This window comes from Arthrobacter sp. OV608 (assembly GCA_900110595.1).
Lineage (GTDB): Bacteria > Actinomycetota > Actinomycetes > Actinomycetales > Micrococcaceae > Arthrobacter.
In genome coordinates this window covers 1-25,247 of record FOEZ01000024.1, presented here as the reverse complement: position 1 = coordinate 25,247, position 25,247 = coordinate 1, and the positions used below count along the sequence as shown (strand labels likewise).

Annotated in this window: 20 protein-coding genes; 12 read left to right on the top strand and 8 right to left on the bottom strand. The window is 64.2% G+C overall.

Annotated elements, in window-relative coordinates; genetic code table 11:
- Positions 1–9: 9 nt before the first annotated feature.
- Positions 10–1,335, bottom strand: coding sequence for a CBM96 family carbohydrate-binding protein (locus BMX78_RS20395; protein ID WP_286139190.1), 1,326 nt, complete (start codon positions 1,333–1,335; stop codon positions 10–12).
- Positions 1,336–1,839: 504 nt separating this feature from the next.
- Here BMX78_RS20395 and BMX78_RS20390 point away from each other — a divergent pair.
- The gene (locus tag BMX78_RS20390) at positions 1,840–2,313 is read left to right on the top strand and encodes an SRPBCC family protein (protein WP_091423728.1); all 474 of its coding nucleotides are present in this window, start codon (positions 1,840–1,842) and stop codon (positions 2,311–2,313) included.
- A 184-nt stretch (positions 2,314–2,497) separates the two neighbouring features.
- Here the strand turns inward: BMX78_RS20390 and BMX78_RS20385 are convergent, their stop codons facing one another.
- Positions 2,498–3,484, bottom strand: a complete 987-nt coding sequence (locus tag BMX78_RS20385; RefSeq protein WP_091423781.1) for an aldo/keto reductase — start codon at positions 3,482–3,484, stop codon at positions 2,498–2,500.
- 207 nt (positions 3,485–3,691) lie between these two features.
- Between BMX78_RS20385 and BMX78_RS20380 the strand changes: the two genes are divergently transcribed.
- The 5 genes from BMX78_RS20380 to arfA all read left to right on the top strand — a co-directional run bounded on the left by BMX78_RS20380 (position 3,692) and on the right by arfA (position 9,648).
- Complete coding sequence (locus BMX78_RS20380; protein ID WP_091423726.1) at positions 3,692–4,693, top strand: LacI family DNA-binding transcriptional regulator; 1,002 nt, start codon at positions 3,692–3,694, stop codon at positions 4,691–4,693.
- Between the two features lie 183 nt (positions 4,694–4,876).
- Positions 4,877–6,211, top strand: a complete 1,335-nt coding sequence (locus BMX78_RS20375; RefSeq protein ID WP_091423724.1) for an extracellular solute-binding protein — start codon at positions 4,877–4,879, stop codon at positions 6,209–6,211.
- Between the two features lie 26 nt (positions 6,212–6,237).
- A complete protein-coding gene (locus BMX78_RS20370) occupies positions 6,238–7,140 on the top strand; it encodes a carbohydrate ABC transporter permease (protein ID WP_091423721.1) in 903 nt (300 codons plus the stop codon).
- A gap of 2 nt (positions 7,141–7,142) precedes the next feature.
- Positions 7,143–8,039 (top strand): carbohydrate ABC transporter permease, encoded by an 897-nt coding sequence (locus BMX78_RS20365; protein WP_091423718.1) that lies wholly within the window; start codon positions 7,143–7,145, stop codon positions 8,037–8,039.
- 70 nt (positions 8,040–8,109) lie between these two features.
- A complete protein-coding gene (gene arfA / locus BMX78_RS20360) occupies positions 8,110–9,648 on the top strand; it encodes an arabinosylfuranosidase ArfA (protein ID WP_091423716.1) in 1,539 nt (512 codons plus the stop codon).
- A gap of 189 nt (positions 9,649–9,837) precedes the next feature.
- On the opposite strand, the gene BMX78_RS20355 is transcribed toward arfA, so the two are convergent.
- Both BMX78_RS20355 and BMX78_RS20350 read right to left on the bottom strand, forming a co-directional pair.
- Positions 9,838–11,718: a pectinesterase family protein gene (locus BMX78_RS20355; RefSeq protein ID WP_091423714.1), complete on the bottom strand. Its 1,881-nt coding sequence runs from the start codon at positions 11,716–11,718 to the stop codon at positions 9,838–9,840.
- Entirely contained in the window at positions 11,718–13,061 is a 1,344-nt protein-coding gene (locus tag BMX78_RS20350; protein WP_286139189.1) for a pectate lyase family protein, read from the bottom strand. The genes BMX78_RS20355 and BMX78_RS20350 overlap by 1 nt, the downstream gene beginning before the upstream one ends.
- A 318-nt stretch (positions 13,062–13,379) precedes the next feature.
- Here BMX78_RS20350 and BMX78_RS20345 point away from each other — a divergent pair, with 318 nt between their 5' ends.
- Both BMX78_RS20345 and BMX78_RS20340 read left to right on the top strand, forming a co-directional pair.
- Positions 13,380–14,240 carry a phosphatidylinositol-specific phospholipase C/glycerophosphodiester phosphodiesterase family protein gene (locus tag BMX78_RS20345; protein WP_091423707.1) on the top strand — a complete coding sequence of 287 codons (861 nt, stop codon included), beginning with the start codon at positions 13,380–13,382 and terminating at the stop codon, positions 14,238–14,240.
- Between the two features lie 27 nt (positions 14,241–14,267).
- Positions 14,268–15,299 carry a metallophosphoesterase family protein gene (locus BMX78_RS20340; protein ID WP_091423703.1) on the top strand — a complete coding sequence of 344 codons (1,032 nt, stop codon included), beginning with the start codon at positions 14,268–14,270 and terminating at the stop codon, positions 15,297–15,299.
- A gap of 64 nt (positions 15,300–15,363) precedes the next feature.
- Here the strand turns inward: BMX78_RS20340 and BMX78_RS20335 are convergent, their stop codons facing one another.
- Entirely contained in the window at positions 15,364–16,947 is a 1,584-nt protein-coding gene (locus BMX78_RS20335) for a phospholipase D family protein (RefSeq protein WP_091423700.1), read from the bottom strand.
- Positions 16,948–17,112: 165 nt separating this feature from the next.
- Here BMX78_RS20335 and pdxR point away from each other — a divergent pair, with 165 nt between their 5' ends.
- From pdxR to BMX78_RS20320, 3 genes are all read left to right on the top strand, one after another.
- Positions 17,113–18,609, top strand: a complete 1,497-nt coding sequence (gene pdxR / locus BMX78_RS20330; RefSeq protein ID WP_170850893.1) for a MocR-like pyridoxine biosynthesis transcription factor PdxR — start codon at positions 17,113–17,115, stop codon at positions 18,607–18,609.
- Between the two features lie 107 nt (positions 18,610–18,716).
- A complete protein-coding gene (locus BMX78_RS20325) occupies positions 18,717–19,805 on the top strand; it encodes a sugar phosphate isomerase/epimerase family protein (RefSeq protein ID WP_211482603.1) in 1,089 nt (362 codons plus the stop codon).
- Positions 19,802–21,088 carry an MFS transporter gene (locus BMX78_RS20320; RefSeq protein WP_091423686.1) on the top strand — a complete coding sequence of 429 codons (1,287 nt, stop codon included), beginning with the start codon at positions 19,802–19,804 and terminating at the stop codon, positions 21,086–21,088. Before BMX78_RS20325 ends, BMX78_RS20320 begins: the two co-directional genes overlap by 4 nt.
- A gap of 72 nt (positions 21,089–21,160) precedes the next feature.
- Here the strand turns inward: BMX78_RS20320 and BMX78_RS20315 are convergent, their stop codons facing one another.
- On the bottom strand, positions 21,161–22,399 hold the full coding sequence (locus BMX78_RS20315; protein ID WP_091423680.1) for an NYN domain-containing protein: 1,239 nt from the start codon (positions 22,397–22,399) through the stop codon (positions 21,161–21,163).
- Positions 22,400–23,087: 688 nt separating this feature from the next.
- On the opposite strand from BMX78_RS20315, the gene BMX78_RS20310 reads away from it, so the two are divergent.
- A complete protein-coding gene (locus BMX78_RS20310; protein WP_091423675.1) occupies positions 23,088–23,432 on the top strand; it encodes a hypothetical protein in 345 nt (114 codons plus the stop codon).
- A 142-nt stretch (positions 23,433–23,574) separates the two neighbouring features.
- On the opposite strand, the gene BMX78_RS20305 is transcribed toward BMX78_RS20310, so the two are convergent.
- Together BMX78_RS20305 and BMX78_RS20300 are read right to left on the bottom strand one after the other, a co-directional pair.
- Positions 23,575–24,411 carry a class I SAM-dependent methyltransferase gene (locus tag BMX78_RS20305; protein WP_091423671.1) on the bottom strand — a complete coding sequence of 279 codons (837 nt, stop codon included), beginning with the start codon at positions 24,409–24,411 and terminating at the stop codon, positions 23,575–23,577.
- A gap of 91 nt (positions 24,412–24,502) precedes the next feature.
- Positions 24,503–25,066, bottom strand: a complete 564-nt coding sequence (locus BMX78_RS20300) for a dihydrofolate reductase family protein (protein WP_091423668.1) — start codon at positions 25,064–25,066, stop codon at positions 24,503–24,505.
- Positions 25,067–25,247: the final 181 nt, after the last annotated feature.

Below are 25,247 nucleotides of genomic sequence, written 5' to 3'. Positions count from 1 at the left end.
AGAAACGCCCTAGGCTCCAGCCGCATATACGCGAATCCAGTCCACCCGCATCTCGCCAGCGCCGTCAGGAGTGCCGTCCGGGAACCAGTCCAATTGCAGTGTCTGGTGCATCGACGCTGGAGGCTGATGGGTTGGGTCGTAGTCCTCAAACCACTTAACTCCATCGATGTAGCCGACCGTCCCGCTCGGAGACCAGTCAACCGCGTAGTTGTGGAACTGGCTGACGTCCAGAATCTTTGTCCCCGATGTTTGCGAATTTGAACATCCGTAGTGGTGGAAGAATTTGATTAAGCTCCAGTCACCAGTCGTCTCCGCGTAGTCAACTTCGCCCTCGCAGGGCCAATTCTCGCTATCCGGCCACAGAATGGACACCAGGTGGTATTCATTGTCACCGGAGCCCGCCGCGCGGATTTCCCACCGGCCGTACTTCTGGTTTGCGAATTTGGCGCCGATACCGGCAGTGGTGCCATCCGGAGTTCCATTGATAACCATCTTGGAACCGTCCACCGTAACCTGCTGTGGACTGCGGATACCGTTGCCCGCATGCCCTGGGCTGTTGTAAACAGTCCACTTGGTGGCATCGGGTGCACCTGTGTAATTGAACTCGTCGCCAGTTACAGGTGTGCCCCAGCCATGGGCCACCGCAGCCTCCGTGGAGGTCACTGTGTCAGCTGCGGTGGTAATTACCAGCCGTGGACGCAGGGCGGCATTCGAGGATTCCTTGGACTTGAAGCCGATCCACTTCTGCGCGTTGCTTTCCAGCTTGAAGTTCGCCTCGCCACCCGTTGCGCCAACGCCCTTCGTAACGTCCCACTCAACCCAGGAGTTGGCAGCGAACCTGCCGGCCTTCCCCAGCCAAGTCGCGCGCGCCGGTGCGGTATTCCAGGTTACTCCCCGCTCGGTCCAACCGCCGGAGGTAGTAAAAACATCCACGAACTGAGTGGACGTTGTTGAGGTCTCCGAATAGGCCCGCAGTTTAGCCGAAACAACATGTTGGCCGGCGGGAACTTGGACATCGAACCGTAGGAGTGCGTTCCGCCAAATATTGGTGCGGCCTTCGGTTGATAAACGGATGCTGGTCCCGAAGTTGGTGGTCGCCTTGTCCGCCTGAACGTAGGTGTCCATTGTCGGAGAGATGGTCGCTGCTGCGGCGTTTGCCGATGGTGGGGTAAATAGTGCGAACACAGCCAGAACGGATGATGCGACCGCCACGTATTTACGCCAGGACTTGCCCTTGGCCCTTATCAGGCCTGGAAATTTTGTTGGACGCGCACTGCGGCTTGTCCCGTGGATTGGCAATTCCTGAGTTATTAAGCCGGCGGATGTAGCCTTCATGTTAATCGGCTGTTTCTGTTGGGGAATTTAAGTTTTTGCTGGGTAAAGCAAGCGTCGACCCCAGAAATAACGACGGCTAAATGCCAGCTATGCCAAAGCGTAGACCCGAAACGAAAGTAGGCGCAACGAAGTAATGTACCTCTTTCCGGGCACGCTCGATACCCTAATACCTAAGTATTGAACGGTGCGGTAACCCCTATACCCAAGAAGTGAAACGGCGACACCACCCGGAGGTTCACTCCCATGATCCGAGCCGGCGTCGTCTCTCTCTTGGGAGGAGCTGATGGACGTCGGCCCGTGCGGGATCGTCCCGGTCAATGGAAATCATCGGCTCAAATCTACCGGCTGAAGCCGCGGAATTCTCAACCCTGTGCCGGGAAATCAGAGGGTCTGGACCCGCGGCAGCGGCCGGATTTATGGTGAAAAGGTGGCGGCTGCCTGACTGGCAGGATGGCCAGTGCTGCCGGTCCGCTGTTGCGGCCGTCCGTCACGAGGAGGAAGCAGATGGAACATGTTGAAGAGACAGTCGACGTGGCAGTACCGGTGCGGACCGCGTACAACCAGTGGACCCAGTTCGAGTCCTTTCCGCAGTTTATGTCCGGTGTGGAATCCGTAACCCAGCTGACTGACACAACCAACCACTGGGTCACCAAGGTGGGTGGTGTCCGGCGGGAATTCGATACCGAAATTGTCGACCAGGAGCCGGACGACCGGATCGCCTGGCGCAGCACCGACGGCAAGTCCCATGCCGGCATCATCAGGTTTACGCCGCTGGATCCCAATCACACGAAGGTCAGGGTCCATTTCGAATGGGCGCCGGAAACCCTGACTGAAAAGGCAGGTGCGGCACTGAAGATCGACGAGATGCAGGTGAAGGCCGACATGCGGAAGTTTAAGGACTTCATCGAATCGCGCGGCACGGAAACCGGCGGCTGGCGCGGCGAAGTCCAGGACAGCGGCCCCAGCGGGCAGTTCTAGCAGTGCCCGTGCGGCCGGCTTGGAAGGCGACCACTGACAAACAGAAAGCGGACGACGGCGGGAGGTTCCCGCCGTCGTCCGCTCCCCTTTGCAACGCGGGGTCACTTCCGGCCCAAAATGCAGCGATTATTGGGCCGGAAATGACCCCGCGTCGGTTTTTCTCAGGGTGAGGGGGCGTTAGGGGTCATCGCCCGACGAGGCCCAGATGCAGATCGTTGTAGCGGTTCCCCTGCACGCCGATCCGGGCGGCGACTGCGTTGAGGTCGGCCACGTCATCGGCGGACAGCGCGACGGCCGTGGCCGCGGCGTTCTCCTCGAGGCGCTCCCGACGGCGGGTCCCGGGGATCGGCACAATCCACGGTTGCTGCGCCAGGAGCCAGGCCAGTGCAATCTGCCCGGGCGTGGTGTTTTTGGCTGCCGCGAGTCCGGCCACGTGATCCACCAAGGCCTGGTTGGCGGCGCGGTTCTCAGGTGTGAAGCGCGGGATGGTGCCGCGGACGTCACCTTCGGAGAATTGTGTGGCCGTATCCACGGTTCCGGTGAGGAAGCCCTTGCCGAGCGGGCTGAAGGGCACAAAACCGATGCCCAGTTCTGCCAGGGCAGGCAGTACTTCCGGCTCCGGGTCCCGCGTCCACAGCGAGTACTCGCTCTGCACCGCTGTCACCGGAAAGACGGCGTGGGCGGCACGGATGGTCGCAGCGGAGGCCTCCGACAGCCCGAAATGACGCACCTTTCCGGCCTGGACGAGCTCGCCCACGGCTCCGGCCACCTCTTCGATGGGCACATTGGGGTCCACGCGGTGCTGGTAGAAGAGGTCGAGCGTGTCCACCCGCAGCCGGCGCAGCGACTCGTCGGCCACGCGTTTGATCCGTTCGGGTGAACTGTCCAGCCCCACGGACTTCCCGTTCTCGATCCGCCAGCCGAACTTGGTGGCGATGACCACCTCGTCCCGGACCGGGGCGAGTGCCTCGCCGACCAGTTCCTCGTTGACGAAGGGGCCGTACACCTCGGCGGTATCGAAGAAGTTGATGCCGATCTCCACAGCATCGCGGAGCACACCGATCATCGCCTGGCGGTCCCCGGGGTTGGGGCCGTAGCTCTGCGACATTCCCATGCAGCCAAGGCCGATCGCTGAAACCTGCAGGCCCTGCCCAAGTGTCCGCGTATGCATCATGTCTCCCTTGCTGATAATCGTTCGCCCGACGCCGATGTGCCGGGCTTTTCCTCCAGTCAACGCCTTCCCGGACGCGTAAGGGAGTCCCTGCTGAAACGGGTTCTGGCAGGACCTCCCTTAAGCGGGCGGTAACATCATCAGCAAGCCACCAGAGCGGCATCCGCTGCCTGCCGGGTTGGCGTTATTGGGTCGGAAAGGGGAGCAGTGCGCGCAACGGTCAAGGACGTCGCGCGCCGCGCCGGTGTTTCACCCAAGACGGTGTCTAACGTCATGAACGGCATCGTTCCGGTGAGTGAAGCCACCCGGCTGAAAGTGGAGCAGGCCATCCTCGATCTGGATTACGTGCCCAACCTCTCCGCCCGGGGGTTGCGCAATGGACGATCCGGTGTCATTGCGTTGGCTTTGCCTGACCTTGCCACGCCCTACTCGGCAGAAATTGCCCACAACATCGTCGAGGTAGCGCATGAACAGGGCTGGGTGGTGCAGATCGAGGAAACCGGCTCCGACCCCCAGCGCGAACACGAACTTATGGTGCGCGCCCGCACCAACCTCATCGACGGGCTGATCCTCAATCCTGTGGTGCTCGATGAGAGCGCCGTGCAGGTGGGGGTTGCCCTTCCGCCGGTGGTCCTGCTCGGCGAGGTCACGCAGAAGCTCGCCGACCGCGTGTTCGTGGACAGCTTCGCGGCGGCACGGGACATGACGTTGGCCCTGGCGAAGCCCGGGCGCCGCCGAATTGCCATCCTCGGAACCACCCAGGGCAGGGGATCGGCCGCGGCGATCCAGAGAACCCAGGGTTACGAAGAAGCGTTGCGGATCCTCGGTGTTGATCGGGACGAATCGCTGCTGATTCCCTGCGAAAAATGGACGCCGGAAACTGCCGCCGAAGCATTGACTGCCTACCTGGCCTCGCATCCGCTTCCGGAGGCTTTGTTCTGTTTCACCGATTCCATGGCCATCGGCGCACTGAGCGTGCTCTGGAAGAAGGGCCTGCGGATTCCGGCGGACATTGCCGTGGCGGGCTTTGATGACATTGCTGACGGCCGTTATGCCGTTCCGTCCCTAACAACCGTTTCCTTTGACAAGCGCGCTGTCGCCACGGAAGCCCTGCGCCTCCTGACGGAGCGGATGGCGGACAGGGGCCATGAACAGCGCTTGGCTCCCATTGACTACACGATTGTGGAACGGGACAGCAGCGGCGGCTGAAACGGGAGCCTGCAATCAAGTTGTTTGCGCTAACAATTTTTCCTTGCAGGTGTCATTACATCGATGTAATGTGAGACCCGCGTCACTCCCCGGAGGCCCTGGCCTAGGAACGTGATGCGCCGGAACCGGAGTTTTGAGCAATAAGAAGTGACCTTTCAGCGGACCCATCCAAAGGAGTGATTGGTGAAGCAGTTTGAAGTATTTCCCGGGAAGCAGTTGTCCCGGAGACAGTTACTGACGGGAACCGCGGCCTTTGGCAGCCTCCTGGCAGCAGGCGCACTGACAGGGTGCGGCGGAAACGCCCAGGCCGCCGGTGTCCGGGATATCGGCTTCTGGCATCTGCTGTCCGGTGGCGACGGCATCAAGATGCAGGCCATGATCAACGGCGCCAACCAGGCCAACCCGGGGTTCAAGGTGAATCCCACGGTGCTGGCCTGGGGGCCCCCGTATTACACAAAATTGGCCATGGCCTCAGCAGGTGGACGTCCGCCTGAGGTAGCAATCATGCATGCCAGCCGCGTCCCCGGTTACGCGCCGGGTGGACTGATCGATCCGTGGGACCTCTCCTTGCTGGCAGAGCACGGAGTTACCGGTGCAGACTTCGCCCCGCGCATCTGGGAGAAGAGCCAGCAGGACGGCAAAGTGTTCTCCATCGCCCTGGATTCGCACCCGTTCGTGATGTTCTACAACACGGACGTGGCCAGCAAAGCAGGGGTCCTGGCCGGCAACGGACAACTGGAGGACGTGGCTTCCCCGCAGGAGTTCATGGACCTGGCCAGGGAAATGCAGAAGGTCACCAAAGCCCATGGACTGTCCTTTGGCTACCTGGGCAGCGGATCCCAGATGTGGCGGCTCTTCTACACGCTTTACAAACAGCACGGCGCGGACATCACCCTCACGCCGGGCCAGCCGATGAAGGTCGACCGGGACGCAGCCATTGAGTCCCTGGAGTTCATGGCATCGCTTTTTGATGACACCATCGCGGCCAAGAGCGGCGACATCAGCACCGGCATCGCGGAATTCGCCCGCGGCGACTCGGGGATGCTCTTCAGTGGGGTCTGGGAACTGCCCACCCTCAAGAAGGCAGGCCTGCCGGTGGACGCCGCGACCATTCCCACGCTCTACGGCACGCCGGCCGCCTACGCAGACTCGCATTCCTTTGTCCTTCCGCGGCAACTGAACGTGGACGAAGCGAAGCGCCGCGATGTCTACAAGTTCGTCAGCGACGTCCTCAAGGGATCACTCTCCTGGGCTGAAGCAGGCCACATCCCGGCGTACCAGCCCGTGGTCCGGTCGCAGGCCTACAAGGACCTCACACCGCAGGTGCACTACGCCAATGCAGCCGACGTGATTGCCTATGATCCCGAATCCTGGTTCAGCGGATCAGGTTCTGACTGGCAGACCTACTTCGCGGAGAACGTGCAGAACGTCCTCCTGGGCCGCGACAAGGCAGCTGCGGGTTGGGACGCCTTCGAAGAGCGGACCAACCACCTTCTTTCCATGCCCAACCCGGTCTAACCGCCCGAGCGACAAAGGAGTCCTTCATGAGTTCTTCACTAGCAGCCCGGCGGAAACCCGGGAGCCTCACCAGAAGCAACCGCAGCGGTTGGGGGTTCGCCGCCCCCTTCCTGGTCTTCTTCCTTGTGTTCCTTGTCTGGCCCCTTCTTTATGGCCTCTACATGAGCCTCACCGGCAAGTCCCTGACCGGAGCCAATGACAGCCTGATCGGCTTCGCCAACTACGCCGAAGCCCTGGCCGACGCCGGCATGTGGCGCTCACTCGGCAACACCCTCTACTTCACGGTCATCAGCACGGTCCCGCTGGTACTGGTGGCCCTGGTGATGGCGGCACTGCTCAACGTCGGGCTTCCGGCGCAGTGGCTGTGGCGGCTCTCCTACTTCGCCCCCTACCTGCTCGCGTCCACCGTGGTCTCCCTCTTCTTCACCTGGATGTACAACCCGCAGCTAGGCCTCATCAACGATGCCCTGTCCAAGATCGGCATCCCCAAAGTCGCCTGGCTCAACGACCCCAACGTGGCCATGTGGGCGATCGTGATCGCCACGCTGTGGTGGACAGTGGGGTTCAACTTCCTGCTGTACCTGGCCGCGATGCAGAACATCCCGCACCAGCACTATGAGGCGGCATCCCTGGATGGCGCCGGAGCCTGGCGGCAGTTCTTCTCCATCACCCTGCCGCAATTGACCCCCACCACCGTGATGATCGTGCTCCTCCAGATCCTGGCCTCGCTGAAGATCTTCGACCAGGTGTACCAGATGACAGCCGGCGGCCCCGGAGGATCAACCCGGCCCGTGGTGCAGTACATCTTCGAAACCGGGTTTACCGGCTACCGGCTGGGCTATTCGGCAGCCATCTCCTACATCTTCTTCGGACTGATCGTGCTCGTCTCGGTCATGCAGTTCGCCATCACCCGCCGCAGGAGTGCATAACCATGGCCATTCAGACCCTCGACCGCCCGAAGTCACGCACCAGCACCAGCCAGGAAATCCGCCAACCCCGCAAGAAGATGACCGCTGGCAAGATCGCCGCCGTGGTGGTGGCCGCGCTGATCGCAGTCCTCTGGCTGGTTCCCTTCGCCTGGGCCACCGCCACCGCTTTCAAGACCGAGACGGATGCCGCAGCGCCGAAGATCAGCTGGGTGCCGCCGTCGGGCTTTACTCCTGAAGCGTTCGTGAAGGTTTTCCAGGACGGCAACATCCCGCTCTGGACGTGGAATTCGCTGTACACGTCGGCAGCCATCACGGCCATCACGCTGGTGATCTCGACACTGGTGGCCTATGCGCTGTCCCGGATCGACTTCAAGGGCAAGAAGGTGCTGATGACGGTGATCATCGCCTCCATCATCGTCCCGCCGCCGGTCCTGATTATTCCGCTCTTCTACCAGATGCTCGCCCTGCACATGATCGACACCTCATGGGCCATCATCCTGCCGCAGGTCATCCACCCGGCCATGGTGTTTGTGCTCAAGAAGTTCTTCGACCAGATTCCGCGCGAACTTGAAGAAGCCGCGGTGATGGACGGCGCCAGCCGCATGCGGATCTTCACCCAAATTATCCTGCCGTTGTCCCGGCCCATCCTGGCCGCCGTCGCCATCTTTGTGTTCATCGGCGCCTGGAACAACTTCCTGTGGCCCTTCATCGCCACCAACGACGGCTCGCTCCTCACCCTTCCGGTGGGCCTGCAGACCATCAAGAGCGCCTACGGCATCCAGTACGCGCAGAACATGGCGTCCGCCCTGCTCGCGGCGCTGCCGCTGATCCTGGTGTTCCTGTTCTTCCAGCGCCAGATCATCAAGGGCGTTGCGACGACGGGCCTCGCCGGGACCTGATCGGGCACCTTCCGCCTAGCAAACCCAACGCTTTCAAACAGACCTCCCACAACCAAGGAGTAACTCCAACATGTCCCGCGCACGGATCACCCTCGACCGCGACTTCACCATCGGCGAAGTTCCCCGCCGCCTCTTTGGCTCCTTCGTGGAGCACATGGGCCGCTGCGTCTACACCGGCATCTACGAGCCGGGCCACCCTGAAGCGGATGAGAACGGCTTCCGCCTCGACGTCCTCAAGCTCGTCAAAGAACTTGGCGCCACGGTTGTCCGCTATCCCGGCGGCAACTTCGTCTCCGGCTACAACTGGGAAGACGGCATCGGCCCGCGCGGGGACCGTCCCCGCCGGCTGGACGGTGCCTGGCACACCGTGGAGACCAACGCGTTCGGCCTGCACGAATTCGTGGACTGGTCCCGCCTGGCCGGCACGGAAATCATGGAAGCCATCAACCTGGGCACCAGGGGAGTGGACGCGGCCCGCGAGATCGTCGAATACGCCAACCACCCCGGCGGCAGCTACTGGTCCGATCTCCGCGCCAAAAACGGCCACAAGGATCCGTTCAACATCAAGCTCTGGTGCCTGGGCAACGAAATGGACGGGCCCTGGCAGATCGGCCACAAGACCGCCGAGGAATACGGCCGCCTGGCGCAGGAAGCCGCCAAAGCCATGCGCTTCGTGGACCCGGACATCGAACTGGTGGCCTGCGGAAGCTCCAACTCCGGCATGCCCACGTTCGGCGCGTGGGAGCAGACGGTCCTCACCCACGCGTATGACGAGGTGGACTACGTCTCCCTCCACGCCTACTACCAGGAGCACGACGGTGACGCCGGCAGCTTCCTCGCCAGCGCCGTGGACATGGACTATTTCATCGAATCAGTCATCGCCACTGCCGACGCCGTCCGGGCGAAGGGGAAGCACAAGAAGCACATCAACCTTTCCTTCGACGAGTGGAACGTCTGGTACCAGCGCGGCCTGGATACGCAGGACCAGCCCCACAACGTGGCCAAAGCGGGCTGGCGCGAGCACCCCCGGGTCATCGAGGACAAATACAACGTGACCGATGCCGTGGTGGTGGGAACCCTGCTGAACTCGCTGCTCCGGCACGGCGACCGCGTCAAGATCGCCAACCAGGCGCAGCTGGTCAACGTCATCGCTCCGATCTTCAGCGAGGAAAACGGGCCGGCGTGGCGGCAGACCATTTTCCACCCGTTCGCCCGGATGGCAGAGCTGGCCAAGGGCCAGATCCTCCGCTTGTCCGTTGACTCGGACAAGTACGAAAATGCCCGTTTCGGCGGCACCGATCTGGTGGATGTCAGTGCCACCTGGGACGAGGAAACAGGCCGCCTGGCGCTGTTCTTCGCTAACCGGGGCCTTGAGGAAGCGGCGGACATTGAAGTAGCGCTTCGCGGGTTTGATGCGCGCCAGGTTGTCCGCGCTGAGGTCCTGGAAATCCCTGAAGACGGCGACCGTTTCACCATCAACACCCAAAGCAGGCCGGACCAGGTGGGGCTCAAGCCGCTGGAAGGAGCCAAGGCGAGCGGCTCCGAACTCCGGGCAACTCTCCCCGCCCTGTCCTGGGCAGTGATCGAGCTGGACGTGGCAAAGGACTGACCGCGCACGTACAGCGGTAGCAGCCAGGAAGCGGACGACGGCGGGAGGTTCCCGCCGTCGTCCGGCCGCCATTGCAACGCGGGGTCACTTCCGGCCCAAAATGCAGCGATTATTGGGCCGAAAGTGACCCCGCGTCGGTTTTCCGGGGTGGGCCATTAGCGGATGTCGCCCGCCATTGCATGCCGGAAGCTAAGCAGCCACCTCCGACGGCACGACGCTGCAGTCCGCCGTCGTGCCTGCGAGCCGGGGTGCCCAGCCGTCCATTCCCTGCAGGTAGTCCCTGGCCGTGTAGTTGCCCGCCTCAGTCCCGGGCAACTGCGGACGGTCGGCAGTCACCTGCGCGCCGGGGCCGCGGTTGTTGTACTCGTGGAACCGCGCCTCGCGCCAGGAGAAGCCGCTCATGTCCGTCCACGGCGTGCCGGAGATGTGGGCACCAAGCCAGGAATCCCGGATCAGGACCTGGGCAACAGCTTTAGGGTCGCCGCTGGGGTGCCACGGCCTGCCGAGGTGGACAGTGTTTGCGGCGGCATCGGAGACGAGCCGGCAATGGTCAAAGAGGTAGCCGTACTTGAGGGACAGGTCCAGGCTGCCTGCTGTCACATAGCCGTTGTTCGTGCTCGAGGCGCGGTCCAAAGACTTGATCTCGCAGCCGCTGAAGACAGCGGTTCCGCGGCCGAAGATGAAGTCCACGTCCCCTTCCACATAGCAGTCCTCGAAGTAGAACCGGGCCTGGACGCCCGCCGCCGGGGAGTTGACCAGCAGGGTGTCCTGGTTGCCCAGCATCCTGACGTTGGACAGCACCGAACGGTCCGCAGTGATGTGCAGCGCCACGGCCTGGCGGTCCTTCATTCCAATGTTGGCGGCCTCGTCGAAGTCGTTGCTGAATGTCAGGTTCCGGGCCACGAAGTCCGGCCCGTCAATCCGCACGGACGCGCTGCCAGACGTGCCGAAGTTGCCGCTGCCGTCCGGCTTGGGCGTGCCGGACGCGTTGTTGTAGACGATCACTACATCCTCCGGCAAGGCGCCCTGGCCGATGAACGAGATCCGGGGTTTGTCGGATGGCACCCGCACGGCTTCCCGGTAGGTGCCGGGCTGGATCCTGATGACGGTCCGCTGGAGGCTTCCCGAGGGGACGGAGTCGACGGCAGACTGAACGGTCGCGAACGTCCTGCCCGGTCCGACGTCGAACGTCACCGGTACATCCACGGGCCGCTCGGCGGGCCAGTACATGCCCAGCAGGGGATCGGCGCCGGCGTCGATATTCAGGAAGTAGCCCGGCGGGACGATCTCCTTGGACTGCAGTTCGCGGGCCACGAGGCGGGCCACCGCCAGCGCTCCGGCGGCCTGGAAGTGCGTGTTGTCCTCCGACCCTGCCGGATACTGCGGGTGCTCGCCGGGAGCCAGGTGCAGGAAGTGCTGCTTGGTCCCCTCGGGGCCCAGCTGCTGCCACAGCTCCTTCGAGGAAACCGTCAGGTCCACCAGCGGAGTGCCGGACGCCGCGGCGAGTTCCCGCACGGCCTGCGGGTACGCGCCATGGGAGTCCTGGGCGTTGCCGGAGGAATCGAAGCGGCGGCGTTCCACCGAGGTCACCAGGACGGGCTTGCCCCCGCGTGCCCTGGCACCCTCGATGTACCGGCCCAGGTACTCCTTGAAGGAGGTGTCGGGGAGCGTTCCACGGTTGGGGTCCGTGACCTTCTCATCGTTGTGGCCGAAGGAGATCAGCAGGTAGTCGCCAGGCTGCATCAGTGCCAGCACCCGGTCCAGCAGCCCTGCATCGGCGAAGCTCTTGGAGGAGGCGCCGGACCAGGCGTAGTCAAAGACGGTGGCCTGCGGCCCCAGCAGGAGCGGCAGGGCCTGTCCCCATCCGGCGCGGGGGCGTTCGGACTGCTGGTAGGCCGACGACGTCGAGTCCCCGACGACGAAAATGACCGGCTTGGTGCGTGGCTTGGTGGGCTCCGGCTCTGCTTGGGGGAAGGCGCTGGCTATGCCCGTTCCCGAGAGGGCCATGGTTCCTGCGGTGAGCGCCAGGGTGGCCAGAACGCTGCGGCGGCTGGGCAGGATGGCGGCCATCAGAGGTTTCCGCCGGCAGTGAAGATGGGGCCGGTGGAGTTCTTGAGCAGCGCCGGGACGGCCTGGGCCGGGTGGACCTGGGTCCGGTGGAGTGGTGTCCAGGAGGTGTCCTCGGCCAGCTGGTCCGCGGGCGCGGCAGCGGCGTTGTACTCGGCGCGAAGATCGGTGATTTTGCCGTTGACGGCGTTCGCGATGGTGGTGATTGCGGTTCCCTTGAAGCGCCGGATGAGGTCCGCGGCGTCGGTTCCGGCCGGAAGCGTGAAGGCGTTTGCCTCGGCGTAGAGGTGGGAGTCGAATCCGGCCCCGAGGGCGTACTCGAAGGGGACGGTGCTGTCCTCGTTGACCTTGAACTGGTTGTTGTACACGTCCACCTGGCCGAACCGGACGCGCGGGGCGCGCTGGCCGACGTTTTCGAAGACGTTGTGGTGGATGGTGACACGCAGCTTGCCGGGGTCCCCGCGGTTGGCCGAGTCGGTGGAGCCGATCAGGAGGAGCTTGTCGTGGTCGGAGAACCGGTTGTAGGACATGGTCACAAGATCCGAGCCGTTGGTGACGTCCACGGCGCCGTCGTGCACCTGGTAGGGGCGGCCGAAGTACAGCGGCTGGTTGCTGTCCAGGTTGGGGGCGTCAGTGAATTCGGAGTGGTCGATCCAGACGTGGGTGGCTTTGTTGATGACCTGGAGCAGGTCGTACTCGCTGTTCCAGTTGCCCTCGGCGCCGTCGGTGGGGTCCCAGGCCGGGAAGCAGTCCGCGGCGTCCCGCACAGTGAGGTTGCGGACGATCACGTTGGTGGCGCCGTTGACGCGGAGCGCGGCGCCGGTGATGCTGCTCTCCGGGGTGGCGCCCACGATGGTGGTGTTGCTGGGGATGTCCCACCGGATGGTCTTGGCCTGGTTTGCTGCGGCGAGGCGTCTGGCGCTTTCCTGCGGGCCGGCGGGCTCCTCGGTGCGGCCGTAGGTTGCGGGGTCGAAGTCCTGAAGGTACTGCTCCAGCCGGAAGCCGGTGCCTGCGGCGTAGTCTTCGCAGGTCAGCGGCTTCCCGTCCGCGGCGGTGTTGGCGTCGATGGTTCCGTGGACGCGGACGATCTTGGGCTGGGTGCCGGCGGTTGCGAAGGCGGCCAGCAGTTCGGCCTTGGTGGAGACGTCATAAACGTTGTCGTCTGCCGCCGCTGAGCCTCCCGTGGTTCCGGCTCCTTCGGATGCCCAGCCGTCGCCTGCGGAAAGTACCTGGCGCTCCAGCGGGGTTTGGGCGGTCTGGGCGACAGGGTCCGCCACCGGGTTGGGGGATGCTCCGGCAGGAGCCGAAATGGCCAGTGCCCCTGCTACGGCAATGGCTGCGGACATGGATAAGCGGGTACTGCGTTTTCGCATGTTCTCTCTTCCGTCTTTGGAACGAACTGCGCTTCGGCCGGGTCCACTGTGACGCCGGTCATTTGTGAGCGCTGACAAGGACACTAGCGAGAAAGCGGTTTCTCAGCAATACGTGTCTCAGCGATTCCGGACTTAATCTGCATGCAAAAGGGGAATTGGTCCCTCCCGGTTTACCTGCCAGCAATCAGGATGTCCGCCTTCGTTCTCCTGCCACCAGCAGTCTTTTCACGCACCCTTTTGCCCGGCACACCCCCTGCCGGGCGAACATCCCCGAGGTACCAGGAGTACTCCGTGTTCGTGAAAAGCACCCTCGCTGCCGTCGCCGTGTTTGCCTCCCTGGCCGGCACCGCAGTGGCACCTGCCCAGGCCGAGGCACCTCAGCCGGCTCCCGTCGTCGTCGGCCAGCCGGTGGCCCAGGCGCATGCGCACAACGACTATGAGCATGACCGTCCCTTGTTCGAAGCGCTGGAGCACGGCTTCACGAGCGTTGAAGCGGACGTGTGGCTGGTGGACGGTGAGCTGCGCGTGGCCCACGATCTGGAAGATGCCAAGCAGGGCGTCACGCTCGAAAGCCTCTATCTCGACCCGCTGCAGGACCTGGTCCGCAGCCAGCCGGGCCACGGCGTCTACCCGCACTGGGACGGCAGCCTGCAGTTGCTGATCGACATCAAAAGCGAGGGCGAGGCCACCTATGCGGCCATTGAGCAGGAACTGGCCGAGCACCGAGACATTTTGAGCCGCTACACCAGCGGCAACGTCAAGACCGGCCCGGTCACCGCCGTCATCAGCGGCAACCGTCCGCTGGCCACCATGCAGGCGCAGGACAAGCGCTTCAGCTTCTACGACGGCCGCTCCGCGGACCTCACTTCGGGCATGCCCGCCGGGCTCATGCCGCTGGTCAGCGACAACTGGACCAAGCTCTTCGCCTGGCAGGGCGTCGGGCCCATGCCCGAAGCGGAGCGCACCAAGCTGCACGCCTACGTGGCCGAGGCGCACGTCAACGGCTACCGCGTCCGGTTCTGGGCCACCCCGGACATGCCCGGCGCAGCCCGGGACGCCCTGTGGACCGAACTCGCCGATGCCGGCGTGGACCACATCAACACTGACGACCTCGCCGGTTTGCAGCAGTTCCTCACCGCCCGCGCGGCCTGAGCCCTTCCCGAGACAGGAATATTTCCGATGCCTTCACGCACCATGAAAATTACGACGGCGGCGCTCACCCTGGCGCTTGGCCTCCTTGCGTCCCAGCCCGCCACAGCCGCCGACAGCACCGGCGAGGCCTTCACCTTCGGCGTCATCGGCGACATCCCCTACGGTGCCGCCGAAATCGCCAAGTTCCCGTCCCGGATCCAGGACATCAACGCTGACAGGGACCTGAAGTTCGTCACCCACGTGGGCGACATCAAGAATGGCTCATCGGTCTGCTCCGACGAATACTTCGCCAACATCCGGGCCGAGTTCGACACCTTCGAGCACCCGCTGGTCTACACCCCCGGCGACAACGAATGGGTGGACTGCCACCGCACCAACAACGGCGCCTACAACCCGCTGGAGCGGCTGGACAAGCTGCGGGAAGTGTTCTTCAACGAGCCAGGCAAGACGCTGGGCGCCACCATGCCCGTCAAGACCCAGGAGAGCCTCGGGCTGCCGGAGAATGTCCGCTTTACCCAGAACCGGGTGGCCTTCTCCGTGGTGGACATCCAGGGCAGCAACAACTCCCTGCAACCGTGGACCGGGCTGGGCGAAACCACTGCCACCGCGGAGCAGCTGGCTGAGGTGCAGCACCGGACGGACGCCGTCATCGCCCAGATCCACGAGACGTTCGCAGATGCTGAGCGCCGCAACGACCGGGCCGTGGTGCTGATGACCCAGGCCGACATGTTCGATCCGTCGCTGCTTGCCGCGGCAACCGCCAACCCGGAAACGGTCTCCGGGTTCCGTGAAGTCGTCAGAACCATCATTGAGGAGACCAACGGCTTCGACGCCCCGGTGTACCTCATCAACGGCGACAGCCACGTCTTCGCCGAGAACCAGCCGCTGGCCGAGGGCTCTCCCTGGCTCGCGGTGTACGGCCAGCCCGCCGCGGACAACCTGCAGCGCATCACCGTGGACGGCTCCGCCAACGCCACGAACTATGTGCGGTTTACGGTGGCCGGCAACAGCACCGGCGGCGAGGTCCTGAGCTGGGAGAGGGTCCCCTTCAGCGAGTAGGCACCAAAGCGAAACGGACGACGGCGGGAGGTCCCCGCCGTCGTCCGTTTCCTTTTGCCCGGGTCTAGAACTCGGTGGTCCCGCGCATTTTCCGGGGGCGGCCGTCCGGGTCTATCAGGAAGCGGTTGACGGGATTCGCCCAGATGCGCTGGAGCCGCGGCACTCCTTGCGGATGGTGCCGCCGCACTTGCCCCCGGGGGCGCTCCGAACCGCGTCCGGTTTTGTGCCACTGGTCCAGGGCGTCGGCTGTGGCGTTCCACAGGCCGAGCCCGGCTGCCGGATCGTTGAGCCGGGGGTCATTCCGGTCCAGGCCCAGGTGTTCGGCCCAGAGCTGGCGGCGGAGGGCGTGGGCCAACGAGCGGGAAGCGTCAGAACCGGCGCTGGTGTCGATCACTGCGCAGGTAAGTTCGCTGTCCGTGGTCCAGGAGCGGCGGTTGAAGTTGTCCGACCCGATGGTGAACCAGGTGTCATCGATGATGCAGATCTTGGCGTGGACATAGATGGGAGTCCCGGCTTTGTTCTCCAGGTTGAAGACGCCGAACCGGTCCGGGGCAACGCGGCGCATCCTTTCGATGGCCCGCAACTGCCCCACCCGCTTGGGCGGCCCTCCTAGGCGGCCGTCCGAGTCCGGGTAGCGGGGGACCACGGCGATCACGTTCAACTCCCGGTTCTGTTCGAGGGCCGCAGCGATTCCGGCGGCCACCTCGGAGGACCACAGGTACTGGTCCTCGATGTAGATCAGCGAGCGGGCCTGCGCGAAGGCCTTGGTGTAGGCGCGGGCAACGCTCCGCTCACCGCCGGGGGCGAACGGGAACGGCGGGTGCTTCACGCCGTAGGTGCGCAGCAGCTGCACGGCGTGGGGGCCGGCCGGCGGCGGTGGCGGCGCTGTCTCCGGCAGGGGTTCTGGGTGCCGCGGCATGTCGGCCAGGCGCTGCAGCAGCATCCGGTACGGTGTGCGCCGGTCCAGGGGATGGGGGTCATTCCATCTTTCGGCGAACAGCTCCAGCACATCCGCCACCACCGGCCCGCGCAGTTCCATTGCGGCATCGTGCCACGGGGGCTGTTTTCCGTACCGGGGATCCATGTCCACGGCCTGCGGGTCTCCTGCGTGATCGGCGTCGTCCCGGCGGCCGTGCGAGAGGTCGATCCCACCTACGAACGCCACGTCCTTTGAGGCGTCGTCGCGGCGGCGGATGACCACCAGTTTCTGGTGATGGCAGCCGAAGAGGCGCACCCGCTGATCCAACAGGACTTCACCGCCGGCGTCATTGATCTGGCGGCTGAGGAGCTCGTTGGACCGGTTGCTCATCGGGGCCGAGATGCGCTCGCCATGGGATCTCCAGATCAGCCCGCGCACCTCCACCCCCGCTTCCGCCAACTGCGCCAGCAGCTCACCGATCGTGGGTCCGTCCGCGGTGAGCCGCTCGTCGCCGTCACCACGCCAGTCCGTAAACCACACACGGTCTCCGGCCTGCAGGGCCGTCAGCTCCTCATGCAGCCGGGCGAAATAGGTGGCCCCGTGAATCAGGGGCCGCACCAGGTTTCCCTCGGACCAGGACTGCGATCCGGCGTCTCCGGCGTGCACTCCGGTGGCAGTGTTCCCCCGCTCAGCGCCACTCAAGAACCAGGTACCAGGATTACTGTCCACTCGATGTTCCCTTCGGGCCTGAGGCCTGCGTTGGTGTTCAACCTCTTCAGTAGCCTACGACGGCGTAGAGCAATGTCATCGGGTTGGACTCGTGTGCAGGCGCCATCTACCAAAGCCGGGCCCGTAAAATGGCGCCATGGTGACAACAGTTCCGCGGCCTGCGGGATGAAGACCGCTGGCGGCCGGCTGCTGGCAGGACTGGAACTTGACCGCGCCGCCGCCCAACCCCTGCACCAGCAGTTGTACGCCCAACTTCGCACCCAGATCCTGGCAGGTTCGTTGCCGAGCGGGACCCGCCTGCCCTCCACCCGCACACTCGTCGCGGATTTGGGAGTCTCGCGGATCACTATTGTGTCGGCGTTCGAGCAGCTCACCGCCGAGGGCTTCCTGCGCTCCCGCGCGGGAGACGGCACGTATGTGGACACCTTGTGGAGCGATACTGCCCCGCAGAGGCCGATGCCCCGGCCGCCATTGTCCGAACGTGGCGCCGCCACGTCTTCGCGGGGAACCAGCCTGTTCACCGAGGCTCCACACTCGTGGGCGCCGGCAGAGATTGAATCGTTCGTTGCCAGCCAGGTGGCGTCCTCGGCGTTCCCCGCGGCTACCTGGAAGCGTCTGCTGGGGCGCCATGCCGGACGCACCGACCCGCTCGCCATCGGCTACGGCGACCCGCACGGTTTCCGGCCTCTCCGGGAAGCAATTGCGGACTATGTGAACGACGTCAGGGGCCTCGGGTGCACAGCAGACCAGATTGTGGTCACCTCTGGTGCGCAGCAGGCGTTCAACGTGCTGGCAGTGCTGCTGCTCGACGCCGGCGATCCCGTCGTCGTCGAGGACCCTGGGCACATCTCGGGCCGGCTCGCCTTCCAGTCCCAGGGCTGCCCTCTCCGAGGAGTCCCGGTGGACGACGAGGGAGCTGTCCTCCCGGTCGAGCCAGACGGCATGGCCCCGGCCCGTCTGGCCTGTCTGACTCCGGCCAGGCAGCATCCGCTCGGCATGACCATGAGCCTGGCACGCAGGGCGGAGTGGATCACGTGGGCCCAGCGAAACGGGAGCTGGGTGGTCGAGGACGACTGCGACAGCGAGCTGCGCTACCGCGGGAAGCTTCTGCCGACACTGTTCGGCCTCGACCTGAGCCGGCAGGTAATCACCGTGGGATCCTTCAGCAAGGTGCTCGCACCATCGATCCGCCTTGGGTACTGCGTGCTTCCAGAGGATCTGGTGGAACCGTTCGCCTCCGCCTCTTCGATCATCGGACGGCCGCCTGCGATGGTGCTCCAGGCGGCACTCACGGACTTTCTGGCCGAGGGGCACCTGCACGCCCATCTTCGCCGCACCCGGCGGCTATATGCGGCACGACAGGACGCCTTGCTCGAGGCGCTGGACCAACAGTTGAGCCACCGGGTTTCAGCCGCTCCGGTCGACGCCGGCCTGCACCTCATGGGTTGGCTGCGTGAACCTGCCGACGATATCGAGGTGGCGCGGGGACTGGCCGCAGGCGGGGTGTACACCTACCCGCTCGGCGAGTATCGCCTCACCCGGCAGCTTCCGGCTGCGCTGCTGATCGGATTCGCCGGCACCTCCGAGGAGCACATGCCGCGGGCTGTGGGCAGGATGGCCGCCGCCTGGGACAGGTGGGAGAGAGCCGCTGCGGGTTCCTGAATGGACTTAAACGATGGGTTCATAATGGATCTTTTTAGTTGTCCATTACGCGCGTACAAATGAGGAGTGACATTCGCCACCACCCCTGACATTCCTCCGAGGAGCCTATGATGCCCCCTGCCGACGCCCGATTCCAGGCGCTCCTGAAACCATGCCTCAACGACGAGGAAATGGAGTCCATGCCCCGCCTCACCGACGAGCTGGCCCGCACGCTGATAGACCGGATCGATCGCGCCCCGCTGTTCGCCCACGCCTACGCCCTGCTGGGCAACCTGACCTACGGCGGATACGGGCCCGACGACGTGCTCGATTTCGCAGATCGGCATGGCTTGAAGGGCGTCTGCATCCACCTCCTCGACGGCGAGGAGCGAAGCCTGGGCCGGATGAGCGACGACAGGCTCCACCAGTTCGCTGACCGTGCACGCCGCCTGGGCCTTGCCATCCATCTTGAGATCAGCACTACACTGCGCCGGGACGTGGACGAGGTGGTCCTTATTGCCGGTGTCCTCGGCGTCGAGAATATCCGTGTCTACTCACGTTTCGAGGGCACGCTGTCCGAGGTTTTGACCCTTATCGAGAGCGACCTGAACCGGCTTGCGGCGCTCGCAGACGAGCACGATCTGCACTTCTCCTTTGAGCAGCACGAGGAACTTCGCTCCACCGAAATTGCAGAGCTGCTGCGCCGGGTCTCCCATCCGCGGCTGCACGCCATGTTCGATTTCGGGAACATGATTAATGCCTGTGAGCGCCCCATGGCCGCCCTCGCCGCGCTCGCGCCGCACATCCGGCAGGCACACCTCAAAGGGGTGCACGTACTGCCTGAGGGGGACGGATTCGGACACCGCGGCGTGCTGCAGGGAAGCGCTGAGGACGACTTGCCCAATGCACGCATGCTCTTCGAACTCCTGATGCTCGGTGGGGACCAGCCCCAGGTCATCGCCCTGGCCCTCGAACAGGAGAATCTCTACTACGCTCCCGCCTTCCGGCATGCCGGTGAGGGGGAGAACCCGTTTATCCCGTACCGGGACCTGAGCACTACCGGCATCCCGGACGGCTGGACCCGGGATTCACTGCTGGCTGCAGAACCGTTCTGGGCCGACAACCAAGTGGCCTATGTGAAGGGCCTGCTCTCCTCGCTGCGCGACATCGCCGTCGCACAGCTCGACACCACAACCTCCCTGGCAGGTGCACGATGACTACGACAGCCAACACTCCCGAGAAGACGGCCAGCGGTATCAACTGGAGCAAATGGATCCGCTTCGCCCTGCTCGTCATGGCTGGCGGCACGATTTACAAGCTCGCCAACCTCAAGGATGCATTCTACGTCCCGATGCAGGAAGCCATGGGGCTCAGTCACACTGAGATCGGCACCCTACTGAGCGTCAACTCGATGGTTGCCACAGCGCTCTTTATCGTCGGCGGCTACCTCGCCGACCGGTTCTCCACCCGGATCCTCATCCCGCTCGGTCTGGTGGGCACAGGTGCTCTCGGGTTGTTCCTCAGCACCTTCCCGGGCTTCAACACACTTCTTCTGCTGTTCGCGCTGCTGGCCGTGTGTTCAGACTGCCTGGTGTGGCCAGCGCTGCTGAAGAGCATCCGCCAGCTCGGTGGTTCAAAGGAACAAGGGCGGCTCTTTGGCCTGCTCGAGGGCGGCCGGGGCGTGGTGGACACTGTCGTCGCATTCTCTGCGCTGGGAATCTTCGTACTGCTTGGATCCGGAACAGGCGGATTCCGTGCAGCCATCGCCTTCTACGCCATCATCGACGTTGTGGTCGGCGTACTGCTGTTCCTGCTCCTTCGCAGCCAGCCGAGTGAAAGCCCTGCCCCGGCAAAGCAGAAGGCAGGCCTTGCCGAGATCTGGCGCGCGGCCAAGCTGCCGCAGCTCTGGTGGGTAAGCTTCACCGTATTCATGGTCTACGTCGTGTACTGCGGACTCACCTACTTCATCCCCTACCTGACGTACGTTTACGGGCTCCCCGTCGCACTGGTGGGCGCCTACGGAATCATCAACCAGTACGGCCTGAAGATCCTCGGCGGCCCCATCGGCGGCGTCCTCGCTGACAAGGTGTTCAAGGGTGCGAGCCGGTACCTCCGCCTGACCTTCCTGGGCCTGATCCCCGTGGTGGCGGTGCTGCTGCTCCTCCCGGCCGATCCGCGCAGCCAGATCCCGGCCATGATCGTGACCCTGCTGTTCTCCCTGATCGTCTTCACCATGCGCGGCGTGTTCTGGGCGCCGATGGACGAGGTGGGGATTCCTGAAGAGACCAGCGGCACCGCATTCGGTATCGCGTGCCTGGTGGGCTACGCACCCGGAATGTTCGCCTTCATCGTTTACGGTGCCATCCTCGACGCGAACCCGGGAGCCGGCGGCTACCACATCGTATTCATAGTGCTCGCGGCGCTCGCCCTCGTGGGAGCGGCCGTCTCCAGCGGGCTGGTGCGGGCCGCGCGGGCCCGGCGCGCACTGGTCGAGGTTTGACCCTCACCTCTACGAGGGGCTGAAAGAAGCGGACGACGGCGGGACCTCCCGCCGTCGTCCGCTTCACTTGGGTCAATTGTCCAGCAGTGCACCGCTCGCCCAGCGCCGGACTGACAGCTTCTCCGCCGCGTCGAATTCCAGCAATGCCACGCGGCAGAGTTCTTCCACATTCTCGGTCCATGCTGCCGCCAATTCCTCCGGTGTCGCCTGATCGTGGAGTTGGAAGTTGGCGTAAGCGAGACCCTGCAGGACAAAACTGACCGCACTACGGGAGACCGGTTGGCCTGCATTGACACAGTCATCCCGCACCTGCCGGGACAGTTCCGTGCGGTTGAGCGGCGGATGCTCCCGCAACCGCTCCGCCATGGCCTCAAAGATCTGCCGAAACTGGGCTTCCGAGAGCGCCGGCACATCCGTCACCCGAGTGACCCGCTCCTCGACACCCGGCTGCGCATCGGCTGGCAGGGGAAGGTCCTCATTGGAGAACCGCTTCGAGTCCCAGACCCAGCCGCCCTGTGCCGCTGAATACTCGACGTTCTTGCCGATCTGGGAAACCCATGTCCCAAACTTTCCGAAGCCACCCCAGTCCGTCTTCAAAGAAGGATCGGCAGTGAGCGCCCGGTGGGCCACCATGGCGCCAACAACCGGTCCGGGTGCCGTGCGGACAAACTCCGCTACCTCACGGATCGCGGGGGAGTGGGCTTTGGTCTTTGCCTTGGTTGCGGCAGGTGCCTGGGGTTGCTGCACGGAAGCTGCTGCCCGGACGGGTTCAGAGGTTGTGCCGTTGAGGATCGAGACAAAATCGTGGGACTCCACCACGTGGTCTGCCATCTCCCTGTAGGCGAAGGCCACCGCCCCGGCCGCGATGACCGTGGTCATCCTGTCGGCAGCGCGGAACCGCTGGATCAGGGATGTGAAGTCGGCATCGGCGGAGGCGATAAAGAATTCCTCGATTCCACCGCCACCGGAGAGTGCGTCCATGGCGTCGAGCACCAGGTTGATGTCCGTGCTGCTCTTGCCCCGCTGGGTGAGGGAGGGGCAGTCGATGACGCGGAATCCGGCGCGGGTCCAATACGTGCGGTACTTCGAATACACCATGGGGTTCAGGTAGCAGTTGCGGATCAGGAAGCGCCGGGCACCCTCACCGGGACCTCCTGCAGACAAGGCATCAGCCCAATGTTTGGGGTCTTCCGCAAACCGCTTCGCCGCCTGTGGATCCAAAGCCTGAAGGCCGGTGAAGACGTTGTCGAAATCAACAAACATCGCCGCGCGGATGCCAGGTCGGCGGGAAGGTGTGAGTGCCGCATTCATTGGGCCAGTGTGCCAGCAAGCGTGCCCGCCCGCTTCCCCCTTCGAGCGCGACACGCGAGCGCACGGCGGCTGGAGGTCCCGTCGCCGTCCGCTCTAGTTGTACTGGGGGCCTGGCTGTTCGCAACTGAAGGTCACGCCATCCAACTTGGGTAGGTGTCAGTTTCCAGCCGGCCGGTGAGGACGAAAAATTCCTTCAGCAGGCCTAGAGAGCAGAAAATGACGTCTCCGCAACTCTTCCCTTTTTTCGAATTAGATTCTACCGTCGGCCACATTCCTTGGAAAAAAAATCAAAAATGCTTCCTGGTCAAATTGAAAAAGGCCGAACCCCCTGCTTAGGCGCGGTGGACGGCTTCGCTGCTGCGGTGTAGCGCCAGTTTCGCAGGACTGGCTTAAAAAATTAAAGTAGGTATGGTACTGGGTAACGCAAGCAAAGAAAGGCGTGATTCCGATGTCCGGAAAATCCCCCAAAAGCGGCGCTGCCAAAAAAGCCGGCAAGTCAATTCTCGAAAAAAGGGCCGACAAAAGGGCTAAAAGCGAGAATAGCGAACTTAATTTCGCAAAGCCGCGCAAAAACCAACGCTAAAGAGCCCGCGGGCAGCCGGACAAGGGACTCCTAGCCCGAACGGCTGCCCGCGTCCCCGCGGCGGTCAGGCGCCGCACACCGGATCGAGCGTCAAGGACAAACACAATGAACATTTCCTTCACGGCCTTGGTGGTCCCGGCCCCGCTGGTCCACCCCGTGCATATCCTGCCCGTGGAGTTGGACCGGGCAGCGCTGCTGCGGGTGGCGGAGGGGGACATTGGGCACATCGCCGGGACGGGCTGGCATGCCTACCTGGACAGCGAGGGGACCAAATACGCCGAGAACCTCCGGGCGGAAGTCCTGATCCGCGAAGCCGGCGTTGACGTGGACGCGACAATACACGGGACCGCCCTGTTCCTGGGCCGGGCGGAGTCAGGGGAGCACGCCGACGCTCCGCGCCACCTGATCCGGCTTGCGGAGCAATTGTTCGACATGCCGTTGGCCGCCTAGCTGGAATGGTCTTGGAGGGCGCAATGGAGGGCCCTACCAGAGGCAGCGGACGACGGCGGGAGGCTCCGCCGTCGTCCGCTGTCCCTTTGCGATCGGGCCGGCTCCTGCTGCGTTTCTCTGCCGCGTTCACGCGGCGCCCGTTCTACCTCGCCTTCGACAGCGTGAAGATCCCGTAGCGCATTGCGCCGGTGCGGTAGGCCAGGATGAGGCGGGGGAAGCTGAGAACGGAGATACGGTTGCGTCCGCCCAGGGCGAGGCGGCGGATCTCACGATCGACGAGCAGGGCCTTCACAAGCCGACGGGCGCAGATGGTCCAGGTGCGCGCGACGCGCTGGCTGACATCCTCGTAGCCATCGATCGCGAAACCGGCAGCCATGGCCATCGCCTCATAGTCCTCGCGCGTGCCCATGGAGGGCAGGCGCCCTTCGCGGCAAATCGGTTCGAGCAGGTGGCGAACCTTCCATCCGGTGGCACCAGTCTCGGCCAGCCACGCGCAGACCACGAGGCGGCCGCCCGGCGCCAGTACGCGGTGTGCCTCGGCGAAAAACGCTTGCTTATCGACCATGTGCTCGCTCGATTCGATCGCCCATGCCGCATCGGCCGAGGCATCGCTCAGTCCGTTGACGAGCCAGTCGAGCAGATGGATATCCACGCCGGGTACGGGATGCGCTGCGGCGTAGCGTGCCTGCTCTCCGGACAGCGTCAGCCCGGTCACGCTCACCCTGCGTGTCAGCGCGAGCTGCCTTGCGGTGGAGCCATAGCCGCAGCCGATGTCCACACATTCCTCCCCGGGCATAAGCCGCAGCCGATCGCCGACGGCGTGGACCAGCGCCTCGACCGCCTCGGCGGGCGTCTCGCGGCCCGTCGCCCACAGCCCGTGATGGACGTGCTCGCCCCACACCCGTCGATAGACGGGATCGAGCTCGTCGTAGTGGTCCGCGACCGCGGCGGCATTCTGGGAAACATCGGGGACGATCACGGCGTCACCCTACAACGCCGATCCACGCGATCGAAAGGTCCCGGCGTGGACTTCGTAGCTTCGAGTGGGCTGGTGCCTGTCTGCCGGGCACTTAGCCCCTGGTCACATACCTCGTCATGAGTACACCGTCGGGGAACGTCCGTGTCTCGACGAGGCTCAGGTTCACCCAGTTGTCCAAGGCCGTGAAGAACGGCGTACCGGCGCCCACGAGTACCGGATGGCTGACGATCAAGTACTCATCGATCAGCCCGGCCCGCATGGCCGCCGCGGCGAGTGTGGCGCCGCCGATGTCCATGGAGCCGCCGTCGTCGGCCTTGAGCTGCGTGATCTTGGTAACCGCGTCACCGGTGACCACACTGGTGTTCCAGTCGACAGGGCAGGTTGTCGAGGAAAACACCATTTTCGGCATGTCCCGCCAGCGGCGGGCGTACTCGATCTGGGCGGGTGTGGCACCAGGCTGCTGGTCCGCCGTCGGCCAATGAGAGCTCATCGTCTCCCACAGTCTGCGCCCGTACAGCGCCAGGCCCGTGGCCCCCACCCGGTCGGACCACCATTGGAACAGCTCGTCGCTGGGCACGCTCCAGCCGAGGTCATCGCCGGGCGCGGCGATGAAGCCGTCCACGCTCACGTTCATGCCGAAGGCCAGGGTGCGCATGGCGTCAGTCTCCCGTGAGGCGGTATCGGTTGTACAGACCAGCACGGCGCGGAAAAGTCACCGGTCAGGGCACATCGACGGCTAGTTGTACTGTCCCGGCAGGTTAGTGACACGGGGATTGATTTGACGCAATAAGAGGACCTCCGGGTGTTGTGTGGTGCTTGTCGAGAGCAAACACAAA

Bases quoted from the DNA above. Each gene is read 5' to 3' on its own strand.
- BMX78_RS20395 (WP_286139190.1), bottom strand. From the start codon at position 1,335: ATGAAGGCTACATCCGCCGGCTTAATAACTCAGGAATTGCCAATCCAC.
- BMX78_RS20390 (WP_091423728.1), top strand. From the start codon at position 1,840: ATGGAACATGTTGAAGAGACAGTCGACGTGGCAGTACCGGTGCGGACC.
- BMX78_RS20385 (WP_091423781.1), bottom strand. From the start codon at position 3,484: ATGCATACGCGGACACTTGGGCAGGGCCTGCAGGTTTCAGCGATCGGC.
- BMX78_RS20370 (WP_091423721.1), top strand. From the start codon at position 6,238: ATGAGTTCTTCACTAGCAGCCCGGCGGAAACCCGGGAGCCTCACCAGA.
- BMX78_RS20365 (WP_091423718.1), top strand. From the start codon at position 7,143: ATGGCCATTCAGACCCTCGACCGCCCGAAGTCACGCACCAGCACCAGC.
- arfA (WP_091423716.1), top strand. From the start codon at position 8,110: ATGTCCCGCGCACGGATCACCCTCGACCGCGACTTCACCATCGGCGAA.
- BMX78_RS20355 (WP_091423714.1), bottom strand. From the start codon at position 11,718: ATGGCCGCCATCCTGCCCAGCCGCCGCAGCGTTCTGGCCACCCTGGCG.
- BMX78_RS20350 (WP_286139189.1), bottom strand. From the start codon at position 13,061: ATGTCCGCAGCCATTGCCGTAGCAGGGGCACTGGCCATTTCGGCTCCT.
- BMX78_RS20340 (WP_091423703.1), top strand. From the start codon at position 14,268: ATGCCTTCACGCACCATGAAAATTACGACGGCGGCGCTCACCCTGGCG.
- pdxR (WP_170850893.1), top strand. From the start codon at position 17,113: ATGAAGACCGCTGGCGGCCGGCTGCTGGCAGGACTGGAACTTGACCGC.
- BMX78_RS20325 (WP_211482603.1), top strand. From the start codon at position 18,717: ATGATGCCCCCTGCCGACGCCCGATTCCAGGCGCTCCTGAAACCATGC.
- BMX78_RS20320 (WP_091423686.1), top strand. From the start codon at position 19,802: ATGACTACGACAGCCAACACTCCCGAGAAGACGGCCAGCGGTATCAAC.
- BMX78_RS20315 (WP_091423680.1), bottom strand. From the start codon at position 22,399: ATGAATGCGGCACTCACACCTTCCCGCCGACCTGGCATCCGCGCGGCG.
- BMX78_RS20310 (WP_091423675.1), top strand. From the start codon at position 23,088: ATGAACATTTCCTTCACGGCCTTGGTGGTCCCGGCCCCGCTGGTCCAC.
- BMX78_RS20300 (WP_091423668.1), bottom strand. From the start codon at position 25,066: ATGCGCACCCTGGCCTTCGGCATGAACGTGAGCGTGGACGGCTTCATC.